Source organism: Streptomyces sp. NPDC052064, assembly GCF_055585925.1.
On record NZ_JBVJJE010000002.1, the window covers coordinates 671,081 to 692,052 of the forward strand.

The window sequence follows — 20,972 nt, forward strand, 5'->3', positions numbered from 1 at the left end:
CCCTCAGTCAATCGTAGATTTCAGGGCTGCCCCGATGACGCTGCGCCGCCCTTACCCGCAAGGAGAATTCGGCATGGGTGCTGCAACGACGGAAATCCATCGGGCGTCCGGGCTCTCCGGGGCGCGCCGGCTGCGCGAACTGTTCGCCCGCCCCGGGGCGGTGCGCCTGGCCGGCGCCCACAATCCGCTGGGTGCACGGCTCGCCCAACGCGCCGGATTCGACGGCGTCTGGTCGAGCGGTCTCGAGGTTTCAGCCTCCCAGGGCGTACCGGACACCGACATCCTCACGATGAGCGAACTGCTGGGCGTCGCCTCCTCGCTGGCCGCCGCGGTCGACGTACCGGTGGTGGCCGACTGTGACGCCGGGTACGGCAACGCGCACAACGTGATGCACATGATCCGCCGCTACGAGGCGGCCGGCATCGCCGCCGTCTCGATCGAGGACAAGCGGTTCCCGAAGGTCAACAGCTTCATCCCGGGTCGTCAGGAGCTCGCCCCCGTGGGGGAGTTCTGCGGCAAGCTGGCCGCGGCCAAGGCCGCGCAGCGCGCACCCGAGCTGATGGTCATCGCCCGGATCGAGGCGCTGATCGCGGGCTGGGGCATGGACGAGGCACTTTCCCGCGGAGAGGCCTACGCCCGGGCGGGCGCCGACGCCGTGCTGATCCACGCCAAGGGATCCTCGCCGGAGCCGATCCTGGACTTCCTCGCGCAGTGGACGCTGCCGACGCCGGTGGCCGTGGTCCCGACGACGTACCACACCATCACGGCGACCGAACTCGCCGCGGCCGGCGCGAAGATGGTCATCTACGCCAACCACGGTCTGCGGGCCGGCATCACGGCCGTGACCGACACCTTCGCGTCGATCCTGCGGGACGACCGCACCACCGGCATCGAGGACCGCATCGCTCCCCTGTCCACCGTCTTCGACCTCCAGGGCATGGCCGAGCAGAAGCGGAACGAGGCGGAGTTCGTCACCTCGTACGAGACCCGTCCCCGCGCGGTCGTGCTCCCCGGGCCCGCCGACGCCACGCCCTCGTCCTTGCAGGACCACCGCACCGTGGCCCTGCGCCGCTCCGGCGCCGAGACCGTCACGGACACCGGCGCGCAGGGCGAGCGGTCGGTCGTGGAGGCGCTGCTCGGCCTGCCCGAGGCCCACCACGGTCCCACCCTGGTCGTCTGCGGCGACGTGCTCGTCGAGGCCGAGCCGCTGCGGCTGCTCGCGGCGGCCGACGCCGATGTCGCCGTCCTGGCGGACGTGTCGGCCACACCGCGGCGGGACGACGGGCTGCCGCTGACGCTGAGCTCCGTGGCACAGGGCGGCCGCAGGGTCGCACAAGGCGGGGCCGGCGAGGTCGTGGGCATCGGGGAGCCGGACTCCGACGCAGAGTTCGCGGGAGCCGCCGTCTTCTCCCCACAGGGCTTCGCCGCGCTGCGCGCGGCGGCCGAGAAGCGGCGCGCCGACGTCGCCCCGGCCGCCCTGGGCGACCTGGTCGCAGATCTGCTGGCCGCCGGCGTGCGGGTCCGCGCGGTCGAGATCGCCTCCGGCTGGCTGGAACTGCGCACCGCCGAGGATGCCGAGCGGGCCGCCGCACTGTTCGCGGCACCGGAGGCGGGACGTTGAGCACAACGATCCCCGCGCAGCTCGCCGCGGACGGAGTCGTGGCGCTGCTCAAGGAACGCGGCCTCGGGCCGTTCACCGGTGTGCCTTGCTCGTTCCTGGGGCCGGTCATCAGCTGCCTGGAGGCGGAACATCCCGAGGACTACGTCATCTGCGCCAACGAGGGCGAGGCGGTGTCCATCGCGGCAGGTGCCCGGCTGACCGGACGCAGCCCGGTGGTCATCCTGCAGAACTCCGGCCTCGGCAACGCCGTCAACCCGCTCACCTCGCTGTGCCACACCCTGCGGCTGCCGGTCCTGCTCCTGGTCACCTGGCGTGGCCGCCCCGGACAGCCGGACGAGCCGCAGCACGAGCTGATGGGCGCGATCACCCCCGAGATGCTCACCTCGATGGGCATCCGCAACGAGCTGCTTCCGCAGACCCTCCCGGAGCTCAGCGACCTCCTCGACGGCGCGCTGGCGCACATGGCCGCCACGGGTCTGCCGTTCGCTTTCATCGTGCCCAAGGGAGCCATCGCCCCCCGCCGGGCAGCGGCGGCCGGCGTGCCGGACCCGCGCGCACACCTCATGCTGCGGTCCGAGGCGATCGGCCGGGTCGTGGAGGCCATGGACCCGGCGACCCTGCTGGTCGCCACCACCGGCAAGACCTCCCGCGAGCTGGAACGCGACTTCGACCGGCCGGAGAACCTGTATGTCGTCGGCTCCATGGGCTGCGCCTCAAGCGTGGCCCTCGGCGTGGCGATGCACGCGTCGCCCGGACGGCCGGTCGCGGTCCTCGACGGCGACGGCGCCGCGCTGATGCGCCTGGAGGCCATGGCGGCGATCGGCCGCCAGACCCGTACGGGCCTGTGCCACATCCTTCTCGACAACGAGTCCTACGAATCGACCGGAGGCCAGCCGACCGCGTCGGCGGGCGTGGACTTCTGCGCCGTCGCCGCCGCGAGCGGCTACCGCGCCACGTACGACGTGTCGGACGCGGAGCAGCTGCGCACCGCGGTGCGCAGCGCCCAGGCCGAGGGCGGCGCCCAGCTGGTCCGGGTCCGGATCAGACCGGGTTCGGACCCCGCGCTGGGCCGGCCCGCGCTCCGCCCGCCGCAGTCGGCGGCCCGATTCATGGAGGTGCTCGCCCGGTGACCGCTCCCGTGTCCTTCCTCGCGGCCGATGCCGCCGAACAGCTCGTCCTGATGAACCCCGGACCGGTCGTCCTCGACGAGCGGGTCCGCGCCGCACTCGCCGGCCCCGACCTGTGCCACCGGGAACCGGAGTTCGCCGACCTGCTCGCCCGCATCCGGCACAAGACGACCCTGGTGTCCGGCGGCGGCGACGCGCACACCTCGGTGCTCCTCACCGGGTCCGGGACCTCGGCCGTCGAGGCGGCGATCAGCTCCGCCGTCCCTCCGGACGGCGGGCTGCTCGTCGTCGACAACGGCCACTACGGCGAGCGGTTCGAGCACATCGCCGCCGCGTACGGCATCCGCACCCACCGGCAGGAGTTGGGCTGGGCCACGCCGGTCGACCTGGCCCGGGTCGAGCAGGTCCTGGCCGCCGACCCCGGGCTGACACATGTGGGCATGGTGCAGCACGAGACCAGTACCGGCATGCTCAACGACGTCTCCGCCGTGGCCCGGATCGCCCACGAACTCGGCCGCGAGGTGATCGTGGACGCCGTCAGCAGTGTCGGCGCCGAACGGATCTCACTGGGCGGGGACGGTGCCGACTGGCTGTGCGGATCGGCCAACAAGTGCCTTGAGGGCGCGCCCGGACTGGCCTTCGTCAGCGCCGCCAGAACGGCGTTCGAGCGGCTGGCCGGCCGCCCGAACCGTACCTACTACCTGGACCTGCACCGGCACTACACGGCTCAGGAGAAGTCCGGCCTGCCCGCCTTCACCCCCGGCATTCCGGCGTGTTACGCCTTCGAGGCGGCGCTCGACCTGGTCCTCGCCGAAGGGCGCGAGGCCCGGCACGCCCGTTACGCCGCGCTGGCCGAGCGGCTGCGCGCGGGCCTGGAGGCTCTCGGTCTCGAACTGCTGCTGCCGCCCGGTCGGCGCGCGGTGGGGCTGACCGCGCTGCGCCTGCCCGCCGGGACCGGCTACGAGGAACTCCACCGGGGCATGCGCGCCGCCGGGTTCGTCATCTACCGGGCCCAGGAGCGGCTGGCCGCCGACCACTGGCGGCTGTCGACGATGGGCCGGATCACCGCCGCCGACATCGACCGCTTCCTGGCTGTGCTCGCGGACGTCCTGCGGGACGCGGACCACGCACCGCTCGCCGATCCGGCTGCCGGCCGGCCTGGCCGACACGCCTGACATCGCTGAATGGGGTACGAGGTGACCACCACACACGCTGAGCCGCCGAACCCGGCGCCCCCGACCGCGCCGGGCCGCCCGTACCGGCTCGCTCTGGTCGGCGGCGGGCCCAGGGCGACGTACGTCGTCGAGAGGCTGTCGGCGACGATCGGCCGGCTCGGAGGCCGCAGGCTGGAGGTGCGGGTCTTCGAGCGCACCGGGGAGTTCGGGGCCGGCCAGGCCCACAGTTCCGGGCAGGCCCGCACCAGCTACCTCAACCGCATCGGCTGCCAGGTGAGTTTCGCCGCCGACGAGACCGTTTCGGGTGCCGGCCCGCTGCGGCCGCGGGAGGAGCGGCCGACTCTGCACGAGTGGTGCCGCCGCCGCTACGCCGAGACCGGGCACCCGGACTTCGACCTGCGTCCGGAGGACTGGCCCCGGCGATACGTGCACGGCCTGGCGCTGAGCGACATGTTCCGGGCATTCGCCGACGACCTGCGCCGGCACCCCGGTGCCGACCTCCACCTGCACCACGCGGAGGTCGTGGACATCGAGCCGGTCGGTGCCGAACTGCGGATCGTCACGGCGGACGGCACCCGCCACCCGGCCGACGAGGTGCTGCTGCTCACCGGGCACTCGTACCACGACCCGGCGCTGTCGCCGGAGGGACGCCGGCTGGCCGAGGCGGCGTCCCGCGGCGGCGCCTCGCATGTGCCGCACCCGTACCCGTTGCACGAGTCGCTCGGCCCGGACCTGGTCGGACCGACGGACGTGGTCGGCTGCGCCGGCATGGGACTCACCGCCATCGACACGATCCTGCACCTGACCGAGGGGCGGGGCGGGAGCTTCCACGAGGAGCCCGGGCGCGGGCTGGTGTACCGGGCGAGCGGTTCGGAACCCGCCGCGATCGTCGCGTTCAGCGGTTCCGGACTGTTCACCTTCGCCCGGCCCGACAACCACAAGCCAGGCGACGGCTCCGGCGACCACCCCGGCATGTTTCTGACCAAAGAGGCGGTGGACCTGCTCCGGGCGAACTGCGGGCAGCCGTACCCCACGCCGGACCGCACCCGGCCGCAGCTCGACTTCGACCGGGACGTCCTGCCGCTGCTGGTGGCGGAGATGGCCCACCTGCACTACGTGACGCTGCTCGGACCGAGTGCGGCGCTGCCGCTGACGCAGCGTGCGATGCCGTCCTACCTCGCCTTCCTGGCCGGTGCGCGGCCCGGCGGCGAGGACTGTCTGGTGTCGGCGCTGGACGCGGCCGTGGACGACATCGTGCGGATCCTGCTGCCGGTGCTGCGCGGTGAACAGGCGCTGTTCGACGCCCAGAAGACGGTCGTGTGGTCGGTTCGAGACGTGCTGCTGCACTGGGTGCGGACCGTGTACGGCCCGTCGGTGCAGTACGAGGTCCGGCGCTGCCTGGACCGTTCCCTGCCGCCGGCCGGAGTCCTCGAGGGCCGGGACTCGCCGTGGTCCCTGGACACCGGACTCGACGGGAACCGGTTCGACTGGCGTGCGGCCGTCAGCCCGGTCGGCCCGGCGGGCTCCCCTGCCGAGTACCGGGCGGAACTGCTGGAGTTCATGATCCGCGACCAGGCTTGGGCCCGGCAGGGCAACCTGTGCAATCCGCACAAGGCCGCGTCCGACGGAGTGTGGCGTGATCTGCGGTCGGTGATCTCCTACGCGGTGGACGACGCCGGGGTCACCGCGGCCTCCCAGCGGGCGTTCCTGCGCCGGCACACCGGCTGGCACAACCGGCTGGCCAACGGGGCCGCGCCGGAGGTCATGGCGAAGATCACCGCGCTCGTCGACCACGGGCTCCTGGATGTGGGCACCGGCCCGGACGCCCGGGTGGGCTACGAGGAGTCGAGCGGCCGCACGGTCGTGGTGGGGCCGCGCACGGGTGCGCGACGCGCTCTGGACGTGCTGGTCGAGGCACGCATGCATCCCTTCGACCCGCGCGTGGACGTACGGCCCCTGTACCGCAGCCTGCGGGACCGTGGACTGGTACGCCTGTGGCGCAACCACGGTCCGGACGGCGCGGGTGCCACGGACTTCGCGCCCGGCGGTCTGGACCTCACCCCGCAGTTCCATCCCCTGCGTACCGACGGCGACGTGGAGTCCCGCATCACGGTCCTGGGGGCGCCGGCGGAGGGCGCCCGCTCCTTTCTGCTGTCGGCGCTGCGCCCAGACGCGGACCACTACGTCATGCGGGATATCTTGGTCTGGCTGGACGGCTTCTGGGAGTCACTTGTGAGGTCCCAGTGAATATCGACCACCCATCGCGGGCAGGGCGCAAGCTTTGCCATAAACTCGCCCCACGGTTAGCTCAGGTTGAGTAGTGAAGCATCACAGGGGGGTAAATGCGCTTATGTCCCCCACTCTCCCACATCTTCACTGACCGGTAACCTCAGGTGATGCTCAAAGCACTTGCCCGCCGCCCCTGAATCATTGACGATGACAGGTCTACGGCGGGGGCTCCCCCCTGCCTCGTCCAAATTGTCACGGGGGTGGATTGGACATGTTTTTCCGTATTCTGGGTCCGCTCGGAATAGAAAAACCCAACGGCGAAAGTGTCAGGCCTTGGGCGCCGAAAAACCGCGCTTTACTGGCCTATCTCTGCGTCAACAATCTGACTGCAGTCTCCCCGGAACGGCTCATCAACGCGATCTGGTCGGGCATGCCGCCGCAGAGCGCTCACACCGCACTCCACGTCTACATCTGCAACCTGCGAAGCCGCTTCCGTGAACTGGGCCTCGACGCCTCCGTCCTCACCACCCAATCGACCGGATACGAACTGCGGCTCACGCACTCCTCCCTCGACCTCAACCTGTTCGAGGCGCACCTGGCCGAGGCCCGTGACCTGCAAACCCGCGGTGAGCTCGAAGCGGCGTCCGCCGCGCTGAGCGCTGCCGTCGCCCTCTGGCGCGGCCCGGCGTTGGCCGACTTCCGTGACATGCCCGCTTTCGCGGGCGTCCGCAGGCTGCTCGACGAGAAGCGTGTCTACGCCCACGAGCGCCGACTGCAGCTGGAGCTGGACCTGGGCCGTCACCACGAGCTGATCTGCGAGCTGTATTCGCTGATCGAGGCGCATCCGGCCTGGGAGGCGATTTACGGCTATCTCATGATCTCCCTGTACCGCAGTGGCCGTACCGCGGACGCACTGCGAACCTTCGACCGAATCCGGGGGCTTCTGGTCGAGGAGCTGGGCCTGGAGCCGGGACCGCAGCTACAGCATATACAGCGGTCCATTCTCGCTCGCGATCCCTGGCTCGAATACCGTGCCGACCGCGGCGTCGCCGACGTCAATCACTATTGCACACGGGAACTTTCACGCCCTCCCAGAGCCGGTGAAGTGCTCTGCGGGCGCGGGCCGGGGCGGACCGGTCGCGCTGCAACTGCAGGAAGTGGTTGAGGGCCAGCATGATGCCGACCACCTCGTAGACCAATTGGTCGGCATCCGTGTCCGGTTGCAGTTCTCCCGCGGTGATCGCATGCCGGATCTGCAGGCGCAGGTCGCGCTGCCACAAGTCGTTCATGCCGGCGATGGCGTCGCGCACGGGGCCGCTGCGCCCGTCGAACTCGGCCGCCGCCGCGGTGAGCAAGCACCCACCGGGCAGCACGTCCCGCGCAAGATACGACACCCAGGCATCGCACCACGCTCGCAGACGGGGCAGGCCAGGTGGCACGTCGTCCGCCACCTGGTTCAGCACCTCACGGGTGAACAACTCCACCGCAGCGTCGACGACGGCGAGTTGGAGACTCTCCTTGGTGCCGAAGTGGCCCAGCACACCGGCCTTGCTCATCCCCAGGTCGGTCGCGAGCCGGCCGATGGTCAGACCGTCGAGGCCGTACAACGAGGCGACGACCAGGCTGCGATCGACGATGCGCTGACGGGTGCGACGCGTCTCGGCAACGCTGCTCCGGGGACTCATGGGCATCCATGGTAGCCGCCCCACGCGTCACTTAACTTCCGATCGGTCGGTTGCTAACATCCCTCCGCATCCGCTGCGTCGGTGCGGCCCTGCCCGCGGGAGAACCCCTCCTTGCCCCGGCTGCGTCGCACCTTTGCCGCCGTCGTACTCCTCACGCGCTCCGGGTCGGCCGAACGCGGTCGGCTGCCCCGGTGTGCCTGATCACCCGGCTGCCCTCCGGGGCCACCAGGCGTCACTGCCCACGAAAGGACCGCTGGTGCTCTACCCCCTCGCCCGACTGCTGCTCACCCCGCTGGTACGGCTGGTCTACCGGCCCGTTGTCCGTGGCCGGAGCAACGTCCCACGGCACGGTCCGGTGATTCTCGCCAGCAACCACCTGTCCTTCATCGACAGCATCGTCATCGCGCTCCTTTCGCCGCGTCCGGTGTATTTCCTGGCCAAGGACGCGTACTTCACGGGATCGGGAATCAAGGGCGTCCTGACTCGCTGTTTCTTCACCGCCTTCGGCTGCATCCCGGTCGACCGTGGCTCCCACCGCGGCGCGCGGGCATCGCTGGAGGCGGCTGAACACGTCCTGGCCGAGGGCCGGGCCTTCGGTATCTATCCCGAGGGAACCCGTTCTCTCGACGGCCGGCTCTACCGCGGGCGGACCGGTGTCGCATGGCTTGCCCTCACGACCGGAGCCCCGGTGGTGCCCGTGGCGCTGACCGGTACCGATCGACTCCAGCCGGTGGGCCGACGACTGCCCCGTTACCACCGCATCACCGTGGAGTTCGGCAAGCCGCTGCATTGCGCCGGACTCGAGACCGGTATGCGCCCCGCGCAGGTCCGCCGGTTCGTCACCGACGAGATCATCGGGGCGATCGGGGGCCTCTCGGGACAGGAGCGTGCCCACGACTACGCGGCAGCCCCTGCCCCGAGTGCCTGAGCAGTCCGGCCGACGAGGGTCATGCTCGGGACTTTGCGGACACCCCCTACGCCGCCTCGAAGCGCAGGGGCAGGGCCACCGGGCCCTGAATGCTGTCGGGTCGGCTCCACACAGTCTCTCGCCGTCGAGCGCCAGACCAGTCAGTCGCCGGGAGAGAATGGTCAGCGCCTCGCTGAGCTCGGCTCGCGCCAGTGCCGACCCGACGCAGCTGCGCAGCCCCCAGCCGAACCCCATGTGAGGGTGCCGGAACTCCCGGCGGATGTCGAAGCGTTCGGGATCGGTGAAGACGCCGGGATCGCGGTTGGCGAGGGTGGACATGACCATGACGGGGGTGCCACCGGGGAGCCACAGACCGTCGAGGTCCACATCCTCATTGGTGACACGCTTCATCACGTACGCCGTCGGGGCGTAACGGACGACTTCCTCGACGGCGTTCGGCACCAGCCCCGGATCCTTGCGGAGCTGCTCCCAGTCATCGGGACGCTCGACGAAGCAGTGGAGCGCGATGGCGAGCTGATTCCGCGTGGTGTCGGTGCCGCCGACGATCAACGACGTGATGACCGTCATCACGTCGGCGTTCGATCAGGTCCTCGATGTAGGAGTCGATCTTCTCGGTGGCCGCCATGGCCGCCGGTATGGTGCTCGGATCCCCGGAGAACACAGCGGTCGACGCCTCGGCCACCTCGGCGAAGAACGCCGCTTCCTCACGCGGGATGCCCAGCACCCAGCAAATCACCGAAATGGGCAAGGGGTTGCAGATGTCGACGACCGCGTCGCATCGTCCCCGCTCCTGGACGCGGTCCACCAACTCGTCGACGACCTGGACCATCGCGGGCCGGAGCCGGTCGACGTTGCGGGGGTGCAGGGCGGGAATCGCCAGCCGGCGCAGCCGCTTGTGCCGCTCCCCCTCCTCGAGGAGCAGCGACTGCCGGCGCAGCGCAACGAACTGCGGGTCGATGTCCTGCATGGCGCCGATCTCAGCCCGGAGGCCGTTACCGAATCTCTTGTCCGACAAGGCGGTCCGGCAGTCGGCATACGTCGTCAGGACGACGGCGGAACCCCAGCGTACGGCGCGGCGCCCCCGTGTCAGTCCGGGGAGCCACTGCCACGCCGGGCCGGTGCAGACGGCGGCATCCGCGTCGATGGGGTGGAGATCCGCCACGCGGGCGACATGGCCGGGCCGTTGGTTCACCCGTCACGGGCACCGGACGACCTGGCCGGCGTACGACAAGCCGCCGCCGAATCCGAAGAGCAGCACGGGTGACCCCGGGGTCAGTTCTCCCCGTTCCACCAGCTTGGAGAACGCCAGCGGGATGCTCGCGGCCGAGGTGTTGCCGGAGTCCACGACGTCCCGCGCGATGACCGCGTTCACCGCGCCGATCTTCCTGGCGACCGGCTCGACGATCCGGAGATTGGCCTGGTGCAGGACGACACCACCGAGTTCCTCCGGCTTGACGCCGGCGCGCTCGCACACTGTCCGGGCGATGTCCGGCAGAGTGGTCGTCGCCCAGCGGTACACGGACTGGCCCTCCTGGGTGAAGGTGCCCGACTTGCCCTCGATGAGCACGGCCCTGCCCATCTCGGGGACGGATCCCCAGACCACGGGACTGATCTCGGCGGTGTCGGCCTCGGCGACAACGACGGCACCCGCTCCGTCGCCGACCAGCACGCAGGTACTGCGGTCGGACCAGTCCACGAAGTCCGTGAGCTTCTCGACCCCGATCACCAAGGCCTTCTTCGCGGAGCCGCCCTTGATGGCCAGGTCGGCCATGGCCAGGGCGTGCGGGAATCCGGAGCAGGCCGTGTTGACGTCCAGCGCCGCAGGCGCCGTGATGCCGAGCCGGCTCGCGACACGCGCTGCCACATTGGGTGAACGATCGTGGGACGTGCAGGTCGCGACGATGACGAGATCGATCTCCGCACTGGTCAAGCCCGCATTGGCGAGAGCTTTCTGAGCGGCTTCCGCCGCCATGTCCGCCACCGATTCCTCGGCCTTCGCCACATGTCTGGTACGGATGCCGACCCGGCTCCGGATCCACTCGTCACTGGTGTCGACCATCTCCGCGAGGGCTTCATTGGTGAGCACCTTCTGCGGCTGGTAGTGGCCGAGGGCCACGAGGCGAGACCCGGTCATGGTGAAGTCCTCCTGGTGCACTGACGATTGACGTGCCGTCACCCTAGCCGTTCCCGGGTGCCGCCAGAGTGGGAGAGAGAGTTGAAACCGGCCACCCCAATAGCTTTGAACATTGGCTGCCTTTCGAACCGCTCGGACCAATTCCAGTGGGTTTCTCATCCGACGGCTCGGACCAGAACGTGTCAGGCGGCGGTTTCCTCGGTCGGGTCGCTTTGCCGCACAGCGGGCTTCCCCGAGTTCACCGAGCTGAGGGGGGTGCGGATCGCAAGAGAGGCCACGGCCGCGAGGAAACAGCCGATCGCGGTGATCCAGAACGCCTCTTGATATGCGCCCAAGGTGGGCAGCGGCAAGCCCTCGATGGTGTCACTGGCCAGGGTGGCGCCGAGGACAGCCGTTCCCACAGCGCCTCCTACCGTACGGAACACCGCGTTCATGCCATTGGCGATGCCGCTCTCCTCGATCGGGACAGCGGAATTGATGGCGGCCGGCATGGCCGTGTAAGCAAGGCCGACGCCGAAGCCGAACACCGCGGAGGCGAGATAGAGGTCGACCGGGTGCCCGTTCACCACGGCGAGGAAGCCCATCGCCACCGCTGCGAGCAGTCCGCCCAGTGAGAGGGGGATCCGCGGGCCTCGCGCGGCGATCAGCTTGGCGCCGACCGGGGCGGCCGTCATGCTGCCGATGGCGGAAGGCAGCAGCATCACGCCCGCGTGCAGGACGTCGGCGCTGAATCCGTAGTGCGCGATTTCCTCCGGTGTCTGGGCGAAGTTGCTGATCACCATGAAGCACCCGTACATGCCGAACCCGATCACCGCACCTGCCACGTTGGTGATGGCCACGACGGGGCTCAGCAGCATCCGGATACTCACCAAGGGGTGCTGCACCTTCAGTTCGACGACGGCCCACACGGCCGCGATCACCGCGGCCGCGATGAAGAGGCCGACGATCCGTCCGGAGCCCCAGCCCCAGGAGTTGCCCTGGCTGACGGCGAGCAGCAGTGCGCAGAGCCACCCGGCCAGGGTGAGGGCGCCCAGCGGGTCCACCTTGATGGTGCGATCGGTTACCACGTCCTTGGGGATGCCCACCACGGACCAGGCGATGGCGACGAGGCTGAAGAGCAGTCCGGCCCAGAAGACGGACTTGTAGCTCCACTGCTCCATCAGCAGTCCGGTGACCACCAGGCCGAGGGCACTGCCGATGCCCATCGCGGCGCTGACGGCCCCGATGCCGCCCGGGATTCTGCCCGGCGGGAGCTGGTTGCGCACCACGCTGATGGCCAGCGGAAGGACACCGCCACCCGCGCCCTGCAGGACGCGGGCCACCACAAGCCAGGCGAACGACTCGGTGCTCACCGCGAGCACCGACCCCAGCGCCAGGCCGCCGAGCGAGACCAGCAGCATCGTCTTGCGGCCGTAGAGGTCACCGAAGCGCCCCAGCAGCGGGGTGAGCACCGCGGCCGCGAGCAGGTTGGCCGTCATCAGCCAGGCGACCGTGCCGCTGGAGACGTGTACGGCCGTCGCGAGAGAGGGGAGGATCGGCACCACCGCGGTCTGCACCATGCTGAAGGCCAGCATGGCCAGCACCAGTGCCGGCAGTAACTGTCCGCGGCCGGGTGCCTCGGGCGGCGTGCCCGCGTCTTGAATCTGCTTCATCTCACTGCTTCTGTCCGAGGACGGCGGGGGGTGTCACTGCTGCTTCGGTACGGCCTTACCGGTCAGCACCTCATCGAGGTACTGCGACAGCGCGGCAGCGGAGGGGTGGTCGAAGGTGAGGGTGGTCGGCAGCCGCAGTCCGGCTGCGGCGGTCAGCCGGCTGGTGAGTTCCAGTGCGGTCAGCGAATCGAGGCCGAGGTCCCAGACTTCCCGCTCGGGCTCGACGGCGTCCGCCGAGGCGTACCCCATCACCGCGGCGATCTGCTCCCGGACGAACGCGAGGAGTGCGGAGGCCCGTTCCGCCTCCGGCAGCGCCGCCGTCCGTTCCTGGAGCGAGGCCTGCGGTGCCGTCCCGGGTCGCGCCGCCCCGGCCGGTGCCAGCCCGGCCAGTACCTTGGCGATGCCGCCGGACCGGGTACGCAGTGCCTTGGCGTCGAGCGCGGCGGGCACGAGCACGGGCTCGTCACAGGCGAGGGCGGCGTCGAACAGCTCGATCCCGCGCTGCACGGACAACGGTGCCAGGCCTGACCGGGCCATACGGGCGATGTCGACGTCCGACAGGCTCGCCGCGATTCCCGCGTCGGGGTTCCACAGACCCCAGGCCAGCGAGACGGCGGGCAGCCCGAGCGCCCTGCGCTGGTGTGCCAGCGCGTCCAGGACGCTGTTCGCCGCGGCGTAGTTGGCCTGTCCCGCGCCACCGAGCATGCCGATGACCGAGGAGAACAGGACGAACGCCGACAGCGCGTCTCCCGTGGTGAGTCCATGGAGATTGAGCGCTGCCGTGCTCTTGGCCCTCAGGACGCGCTGCAGCCGCTTGGGCGTCAGCCCCGTGACGGTGCCGTCGTCGAGGACCCCCGCCGTATGCACGACGGCGCTCAGCGGAGCGTCCTTCCGCAGCTGCGTCAGTGCCTCCGCCAGCGCCGGACGGTCGGCCGCGTCGCAGGCCAGGACGGACACCTCGGCACCGTGTGCGGTCAGTTCGGCCACCAAGCCGTCGGCGCCGGGTGCCGCCGGGCCACGTCGGCTCAGCAACGCCAGCTTCCGCACGCCGTGCCGCCGCACCAGGTGGCGGGCGACCAGGCTGCCGAGCATGCCGGTTCCGCCGGTGATGAGCACGGTGCCGTCCGGCGTCCAGGGCCCGCTGCCCACCGCGGCCGGAGAACGCCTGCCGCGGACCGCCGCCAGTCTGGGTTCCCGGACGGCACCGGCGCGGACGGTTGTCTGCGGCTCGCCGGACGTGATCGCGCTGATCAGCCCGTCCACGCCGCGTTCCCCCGGTTCGATGTCGACCAGGACGAATCGTCCGGGATGTTCCGTCTGGGCACTTCGGATCAGGCCCCAGACGGCCGCGCCCGCCGGGTCGGACACCTCCTCGCCCGCACGGGTGGCGACCGCGCCCGCGGTGACGAGCACCAGCCGGGTCGCCGCCAGCCGTTCGTCGGTCAGCCACTCCTGGACCAGTCTGAGCGCCCGCCGGCTCGCCGCGGCGACCGCCTCGTCGACGGTGTCCTTCTCTCCCACGCACGTGACGACGACGGCCTCGGGCGGCGGCTCCGGGGCCCCGATCAGGCTGTCGAGAGCCAGCAGGTCCGGGCAGACCTCCACCGGTATCCCGGCGCTCTTGAACATTCCGGTCAGGCCGAGGTGGTCGCTGCCCAGGAACGCCAGCCGGCCGTCCGGCCCGTCGGCGACCGCCGGGTCCGCGACGGGCAGCCACTCCAGCCGGTACAGCTCCCCCTGCCGCTCTCCGAGCGCCCGGCCGAGCTGTTCGGGCGTGGTTCGCTTCAACAGCAGGGACTCGACCGAGGCCACCGGGCGGCCCGTGCCGTCCGCGAGGGCGAGCGAGACCGACAGTTCGCCGGATCTTCCGCCCTTGCGCAACAGGGCCCGGACCCGCAGACGCCGTCCGCTCGGTGCGTACGTCTCGATCCCCCGCCAGGCGAAGGGCAGGGCGGGGTCCTGCTCCGGTGCCGGTGCCAGGACCGCGTGCAGCGCCGCGTCGAGGAGAACCGGGTGGAGGAGGAATCCGTGGGCCTCTCCGGCCTCACCGCCGGGGAGTTCCACGTCGGCGAGAAGCTCGTCCCCGAGCTGCCACAGGGCCCGCAGCCCGCGGAACTCGCTGCCGTACTGCAGGCCGCGTTCGGCCAACCGCTCGTAGACACCGGCGAGGTCCACCTCGACGGCTCCGGCGGGCGGCCAGCTCTGCTCCGCTGCCGGGACGGCGGCCGGGCGCCCGGCGTCCGCTGGTTCCAGCCGGCCGGTCGCGTGCCGGGTCCACTCCCCGCGGGACGCCTCCTGCGGCCGTGCGTGCACGGTGAATTCGCGGCGGCCGTCCGCCTGCGCACCGCCGACGCTCACCCGTACGTCGAGAGCTGTCCCCTCCCGCAGGGCCATGGGCGCCTCGAGCACCAGTTCGCCGACCCGGCCGCCCGTCCCCGCGGCGGCGTGCACGGCCCATTCGGCGAACGCCGCGCCCGGGACCAGGACCGTGCCGAGCACGACGTGGTCGGACAGCCAGGGGTGGCTGTCCAGGGACAGCCCGGCGGTGTACACGACACCATCGGTGGCGGGCAGTTCGACCGCAGCGCCGAGCAGCGGGTGGTCCGCCGCTTCCAGCCCCGCGCCGACGAGGTCGGTGCCGCTGCGCGCCGGTGCGGTCAACCAGTAGAACTGCCGGTCGAAGGCGTAGGTCGGCAACGCGACGGTGCGCCCCCCTGCCCGGGACAACCCGGCCGCCCAGTCGACGTCGACCCCCTGGACGTACAGCGTGGCGAGCGCGGTGAAGAACGTCCGCTCCGCCGGCCGGTTGCGGCGGGCGGCGGCCGCCACCACGGCCGACCGAGCCGCCGTCAGGCAGCCCCTCGCCATCGGCGACAGCACTCCGTCGGGCCCGACTTCGAGGAACCTGGTGACTCCCGCCGCTTCCAGCGCCCTGATGCCGTCCAGGAACCGCACGGGCTGCCGCACGTGCCGGACCCAGTACTCGGCGGAGCACAGCGTCGTCTCCTCGACCGGCCGGCCGGTCAGGTTGGAGACGACGGGCAGCGTCGGCGGACGGTAGTCGAGGGTCTCGGCGATCCGGGCGAACTCGTCCAGCATCGGCTCCACCTTCGCGGAGTGGAAGGCGTGGCTCACGGTCAGCCGCTTGGCCCGGCGGCCGCGCCGCTGCCACTCCGCCATGATGCGGACCGCCCAGTCCGCGTCCCCCGCGACGACCGTCGCGTCCGGACCGTTGAGCGCCGCGACGTCCAGCTTGGCGCCCTGTGCCGCGATCCACTCGGTGACCTCGTGCTCGGCCGCCTCCAGAGACACCATCGCCCCGCCGTCCGGCAGCCCGCCCATCAGCCGGGCGCGGCTCGCCACCAGGAGGCAGGCGTCCGGCAGTGACAGGACTCCGGCCACATGCGCGGCCGCGATCTCGCCGACGGAATGGCCCAGCAGGTGATCCGGCGTGACGCCCCAGTGTTCGAGCAGCCGGAACAGGGCCACTTCGAAGGCGAACAGGGCCGGCTGGGTCCACTCCGTACGGTTCAGGAGCGCCGTTTCCCCGTCCGCCTCGCCTGCGAACATCACGTCGCGGAGCGGGCGTCCGAGGTGGGGGTCCAGATGCGCGCAGACCTCGTCCAGGGCCCGCGCGAAAGCGGGATGAGCCGCGTACAGGTCGCGGCCCATGCCCGGGTACTGGCTGCCCTGGCCGGTGAAGAGGAAGGCGACCCGGCCGGGCGCCGCCGCCCCCTGTGTCACGTTCCCGGCGAGGCCGCCGTTCGCGAGGGCTTCCAGGCCGGCGGAGAGCTCGGTACGGTCCGACGCGAGCACCACGGCCCGGTGTTCGAACGTCGAGCGGGTGGCGGCCAGGCTGTGGCCGAGGTCGAGCAGACCGGCGTCCGTGGCCGCCGCGTGGGCGCGGAGCGCGTCCGCCTGGGCGCCCAGCGCGGCCGCGCTCTTGGCCGTCAGCGGCAGCGGTACCGGCCCGGTCCCTGACTCCGGGGCCGGGGCACCGGCCCCGGGCCCGGGTTCCGGCGCCTCCTCGATCACCACGTGGGCATTGGTGCCGCTGATACCGAAGGACGACACACCGGCCCGGCGGGGGCCGTCGGCCCGCTCCCAGGGCGTCGCCTCCTGCAGCAGCCGTACGTTCCCCGCAGACCAGTCGACGTGGGGGGAGGGGCGGTCGCTGTGCAACGAGCGCGGCATGACGCCGTGCCGCATCGCCATGACCATCTTGATGATGCCGCCCACGCCGGCCGCGGCCTGGGAGTGGCCGGTGTTGGACTTCAGCGAGCCCAGCCACAGCGGACGGCCGTCGGGGCGGTCCTTCCCGTACGTGGCGAACAGCGCGCCCGCTTCGATGGGATCGCCCAGGACCGTGCCCGTGCCGTGCGCCTCCACGACGTCGACCTGGCCGGGGGCGAGCCGGGCCGCGGCCAGGGCGTCCAGGATGACCCGCTCCTGCGCGGGGCCGTTCGGTGCCGTCAGTCCGTTGCTCGCGCCGTCCTGGTTCGTCGCCGTGCCACGGACCACGGCAAGCACGCGGTGGCCGCGGCGGCGGGCCTCGGAGAGCCGTTCCAGCAGCAGGACGCCGGCGCCCTCGCCCCACCCCGTGCCGTCCGCGTCGGCGGAGAAGGCCTTGCACCGGCCGTCGGGCGACAGGCCGCGCTGGCGGCTGAACTCCAGGAACATGCCGGGCGTCGCCATCACGGTCACCCCGCCGGCCAGCGCCATCGAGCACTCACCGCGCCGCAGGGCCTGGGCTGCCAGGTGGAGCGCGACCAGCGAGGACGAGCAGGCGGTGTCGACCGTCACCGCCGGCCCCTCCAGCCCGAAGGTGTAGGAGAGCCGGCCGGAGAGCACGCTCGGGCTCGAACCCGTCAGCAGATACCCCTCCAGGTCCTCCGGTGCCTCGCCGAGCGGCGGTCCGTACCCGGAGGGCATCGCCCCGATGAAGACGCCCGTGCGCGTGCCGCGTACCGTCTCGGGGACGATGCCGGCCCGCTCGAACGCCTCCCAGCCGGTCTCCAGCAGAATGCGCTGCTGCGGGTCCATGCCCAGCGCCTCCCGCGGGCTGATGCCGAAGAACGCCGCGTCGAACCGGGTGGCGTCGTACAGGAATCCGCCGAAGCGCGCGTACGTGGTCTTCCGGTGCTCCGGTGAGGGGTGGTAGAGGCCCTCGAGGTCCCAGCCGCGGTCGGCCGGGAAGTCCGCGACGGCGTCCTCGCCCTCCGCCACGAGGCGCCACAGGTCCTCGGGGGAGGCCACTCCGCCGGGATAGCGGCAGGCCATGCCGACGATGACGACCGGGTCGTCCTCGGTCTCCGCGGCAGTCGGCGTGGCGGCTTCGCTGTCGGCGGACGACGAGAGCAGGTGCCGGATCCTGCGGGCCAGTGCGAGCGGCGTCGGGTGGTCGTAGACCGTGCTGACGGGCAGCTTCAGGCCGGTGGCCTCGACGAGCCGCTGGCGAAGCCGGACGGAGCTGAGCGAGTCGAATCCCAGGTCTCGGAAAGCCAGCCGGCCGTCGACCGCCTCGGCACCGTCGTGTCCGAGCAGCAGCGCGGCGTGCCTGCGGACGAGGTCCAGCGCCTCCTGCTCGCCGAGCGGACCCGGCTGCGGCCGCTCGGCGGCCTGCTGCTGCTCCTCCTCCGGTACTGCTTCGGCGGATGAGGCGGGGAGAGCCGCGGGAGCGGGGGTGCCGGGGGCTGGTGTCCCGGGGGCCGCCAGCCAGTGCCGGCGGCGCTGGAAGGGATAACCGGGCAGCTTGACCCGGCGGGCGCCGGTTCCGGCGTACCCCTTCGCCCAGTCGACCGGGACGCCGTGCGCATAGGCCTCGGCGGCGGACCGCAGGAAGCGCCCGGCGCCGCCCTCATGCCGCTGCAGGGTGCCGACGACGGCGGCTTCGACGGGCTCCTCGGGGGACGCCTGCGCCGCGTCCTCGATGGTGTCCAGCATCCCGGCCACCAGCACCGGATGCGGGCTCACCTCGATGAAGACGTTGTGTCCCGAGTCCAGCAGCGCCCTGGTCGCGCGCTCGAACTGCACGGCCTCGCGCAGGTTCCTGAACCAGTACCCGGCGTCCAGACGGAGCGTGTCCAGCGGCCCGCCGTCGGTGCTGGAGTAGAACGGGACGTCCGAACGGCGGGGAGAGACGTCCTTCAGCGCGTCAAGCACCTCGTCGCGGATGGCCTCGACCTGAGGCGAGTGCGAGGCGTAGTCGATCAGGATCAGGCGGCTGCGCACCCCGTCCCGCTCGCAGGCGGCGGCCAGCGCGGCCAGCGCTTCGGGAGCTCCGCCGACGGCTGTCGACCGAGGGCTGTTGACCACCGCCACGGACAGTTCGTCCGCAGAGCGCTCCAGATACGGCATGACACGGTCGGCCGGCAGGGCGATGGACAGCAGCCCGCCTGTCCCGGCGATCCTGGCGATGGCCCGGCTGCGCAGGGCGACCGCGCGGGCGGCTTCCTCCAGGGTCAGGGAACCGCAGACGTAGGCGGCGGCCAGTTCACCCTGTGAGTGGCCCACGACGGCGTCGGGTTCGACGCCGTGCGCGCGCCAGACGGCGGCCAGCGAGACCATGACCGAGAACAGCAGGGGCTGGACGACTTCCACCTGGTCCAGCCCCGGCGCTCCGGGGGCGCCGCGCAGCACGTCGGCCGGGGACCAGTCGACGTACGGGGCCAGCGCCCGTCCACACGCCTCCAGTTCCTCCCGGAAGACCTGGGAGCTCTCCAGCAGGCCGAGGGCCATGCCGGGCCACTGCGACCCCTGGCCGGGGAAGACGAACACGACCTTGGCCGGGCGCCGCGCGACGCCGCGCGCCGTGGTGGCGCCCGCCTCACCCGCCGCGAGCGCGTCGAGCGCCGCGCCGAACTCGGTACGGTCACCGGCGACGACCACTGCCCGGTGGTCCATCGCCGAGCGCGTCGTGGCCAGCGAGAGGCCGACATCCTCGGGCCGGAGGTCCGGGAAGCGGGCCAGCCGCTCGGCGAGGTCACGGGCCTTGGCCTCGAGCGCCGGCCGGCTTTGGGCGCTGAGCGGCCAGGCCATGGCCTCCGGCGCCGCCCGCCGCGCGTCCTGCCCGGGAGCCTCGGGGGCCGGCCCCAGGACGACGTGGCAGTTGGTCCCGCCGATGCCGAAGGAACTGACGCCGGCCAGCAGCCGCTGGTCGGAACGCGGCCAGGGTCCGCGGCTGCGCTGGACCTTGAGGTCCGCCTCCCCGTGGAGCGGGCGGGGCCCGGGGGACGCGTAGTTCAGGCTCCCGGGTATCTCACCGTTCTTGATGCTCAGGGCGACCTTCAGCAGTCCGACGGCGCCGGCGGCGCCTTCCAGGTGCCCCACGTTGGTCTTCGCCGACCCGACGAGCAGGGGAGAGCCCGGCTCCCGCGATCCGGCGAACACGGAGGCGAGGGCGGACGCCTCCAGCTCGTCGCCGCGTGTCGTGCCGGTGCCGTGCAGCTCGACGTACTGGATGTCGCCGGGCTGGACCTGCGCGCGGCGCTGGGCCCCCCTGATGACCGCGCCCTGGGCCGCCGGATTGGGCACGCCGACGGCCTCGCCCCGGCCGTCGTTGTTGACCGCGCTGCCGAGGATCAGGCAGATGATGTCGTCGCCGTCGGCGACCGCCCGGAACAGCGGCTTCAAGACGAACACCACGCCACCCTCGCCGCGGACGAACCCGTTGGCCCGGGAGTCGAACGCGTAACACCGGCCGTCGGGCGAAAGCACCCCGAACCGGTCGGCGCGCAGCGCCGACTCCTGGACGAGGTTGAGATGCACCCCGCCCGCGAGCGCGAGTTCGGACTCGCCGGAGCGCAGGCTCTCGCAGGCCATGTGGACCGCGACCAGCGAGGAGGACTGCCCGGAGTCGAGGGTGAGGCTGGGGCCCTCCAGACCGAACAGGTGCGAGACCCGGTTCGCGATCAGGCCGCGCTGCAGCCCGGTGAAGGAGTGCCGCGTGATGCTGTCCGCTCCGTACTGGTTCAGCAGCGCCTCGTAGTCACCGGCGATGGCGCCGAAGAAGACACCGGCAGGGGTGCCCTGAACGTCCTGCGCGGGTATGTTGGCGTCCTCGACGGCCTCCCAGCTCAGCTCCAGCATCAGCCGCTGCTGCGGGTCCATCGACGCGGCCTCCCGCGGCGATACGCCGAAGAAGCCCGCGTCGAACTCGCCGATGCCGTCCGCGAATCCACCCCGGCCCGTGTTGCCGGGCTGCGGCGCGGACGGCCCGCCCGCCGTCCAACGGTCGGAGGGCACCTCGGTGATGCCGTCCCGGCCCTCGTGGAGCAGCTCCCAGAAGCTCGTCGGCCCTGCTGCGCCGGGCAGCCGGCAGGCCATGCCGACGACGGCGACCGGTTCACTCCCGGGTCTCAGCACGGTGCGTCCAGTGGATTCGGACTGGCTGGTCATCGCTCTCACCTAGGTCTGTGATTA

The 20,972-nt window shown here is 71.7% G+C and carries 11 protein-coding genes and 1 pseudogene; 6 read left to right on the forward strand and 6 right to left on the reverse strand.

Translation table 11 applies throughout. The features are described from left to right. Window positions 1–73 precede the first annotated feature (73 nt). The 5 genes from ACZ6TU_RS07650 to ACZ6TU_RS07670 all read left to right on the forward strand — a co-directional run bounded on the left by ACZ6TU_RS07650 (window position 74) and on the right by ACZ6TU_RS07670 (window position 7,317). Complete coding sequence (locus ACZ6TU_RS07650; protein ID WP_469547316.1) at window positions 74–1,621, forward strand: isocitrate lyase/phosphoenolpyruvate mutase family protein; 1,548 nt, start codon at window positions 74–76, stop codon at window positions 1,619–1,621. Then, entirely contained in the window at window positions 1,618–2,751 is a 1,134-nt protein-coding gene (aepY, locus tag ACZ6TU_RS07655; protein WP_467679358.1) for a phosphonopyruvate decarboxylase, read from the forward strand. Before ACZ6TU_RS07650 ends, aepY begins: the two co-directional genes overlap by 4 nt. After that, window positions 2,748–3,923 carry a pyridoxal-phosphate-dependent aminotransferase family protein gene (locus tag ACZ6TU_RS07660; RefSeq protein ID WP_469547318.1) on the forward strand — a complete coding sequence of 392 codons (1,176 nt, stop codon included), beginning with the start codon at window positions 2,748–2,750 and terminating at the stop codon, window positions 3,921–3,923. Before aepY ends, ACZ6TU_RS07660 begins: the two co-directional genes overlap by 4 nt. Before the next feature lie 21 nt (window positions 3,924–3,944). Next, window positions 3,945–6,170: an FAD/NAD(P)-binding protein gene (locus ACZ6TU_RS07665; RefSeq protein WP_467679362.1), complete on the forward strand. Its 2,226-nt coding sequence runs from the start codon at window positions 3,945–3,947 to the stop codon at window positions 6,168–6,170. Between the two features lie 253 nt (window positions 6,171–6,423). After that, window positions 6,424–7,317 (forward strand): AfsR/SARP family transcriptional regulator, encoded by an 894-nt coding sequence (locus ACZ6TU_RS07670; protein ID WP_469547320.1) that lies wholly within the window; start codon window positions 6,424–6,426, stop codon window positions 7,315–7,317. On the opposite strand, the gene ACZ6TU_RS07675 is transcribed toward ACZ6TU_RS07670, so the two are convergent. Continuing rightward, complete coding sequence (locus tag ACZ6TU_RS07675) at window positions 7,208–7,837, reverse strand: TetR/AcrR family transcriptional regulator (RefSeq protein WP_467679366.1); 630 nt, start codon at window positions 7,835–7,837, stop codon at window positions 7,208–7,210. The genes ACZ6TU_RS07670 and ACZ6TU_RS07675 overlap by 110 nt on opposite strands. Window positions 7,838–8,093: 256 nt before the next feature. Between ACZ6TU_RS07675 and ACZ6TU_RS07680 the strand changes: the two genes are divergently transcribed. Further along, complete coding sequence (locus ACZ6TU_RS07680) at window positions 8,094–8,765, forward strand: lysophospholipid acyltransferase family protein (RefSeq protein WP_467679368.1); 672 nt, start codon at window positions 8,094–8,096, stop codon at window positions 8,763–8,765. Window positions 8,766–8,978: 213 nt separating this feature from the next. Here the strand turns inward: ACZ6TU_RS07680 and ACZ6TU_RS07685 are convergent. From ACZ6TU_RS07685 to ACZ6TU_RS07705, 5 genes and pseudogenes are all read right to left on the reverse strand, one after another. After that, window positions 8,979–9,332 (reverse strand): annotated as a pseudogene (locus tag ACZ6TU_RS07685) (cytochrome P450); the annotation flags it as partial. Continuing rightward, window positions 9,238–9,732 (reverse strand): hypothetical protein, encoded by a 495-nt coding sequence (locus tag ACZ6TU_RS07690; protein ID WP_469547323.1) that lies wholly within the window; start codon window positions 9,730–9,732, stop codon window positions 9,238–9,240. The gene ACZ6TU_RS07690 and the pseudogene ACZ6TU_RS07685, both read right to left, overlap by 95 nt. A 228-nt stretch (window positions 9,733–9,960) precedes the next feature. Continuing rightward, a complete protein-coding gene (locus ACZ6TU_RS07695; protein ID WP_469547325.1) occupies window positions 9,961–10,899 on the reverse strand; it encodes a beta-ketoacyl-ACP synthase III in 939 nt (312 codons plus the stop codon). Between the two features lie 182 nt (window positions 10,900–11,081). Further along, window positions 11,082–12,551 carry an MFS transporter gene (locus ACZ6TU_RS07700; RefSeq protein ID WP_467679376.1) on the reverse strand — a complete coding sequence of 490 codons (1,470 nt, stop codon included), beginning with the start codon at window positions 12,549–12,551 and terminating at the stop codon, window positions 11,082–11,084. A 33-nt stretch (window positions 12,552–12,584) separates the two neighbouring features. Continuing rightward, window positions 12,585–20,948 carry a type I polyketide synthase gene (locus ACZ6TU_RS07705; protein WP_467679378.1) on the reverse strand — a complete coding sequence of 2,788 codons (8,364 nt, stop codon included), beginning with the start codon at window positions 20,946–20,948 and terminating at the stop codon, window positions 12,585–12,587. Between the last annotated feature and the right edge of the window lie 24 nt (window positions 20,949–20,972).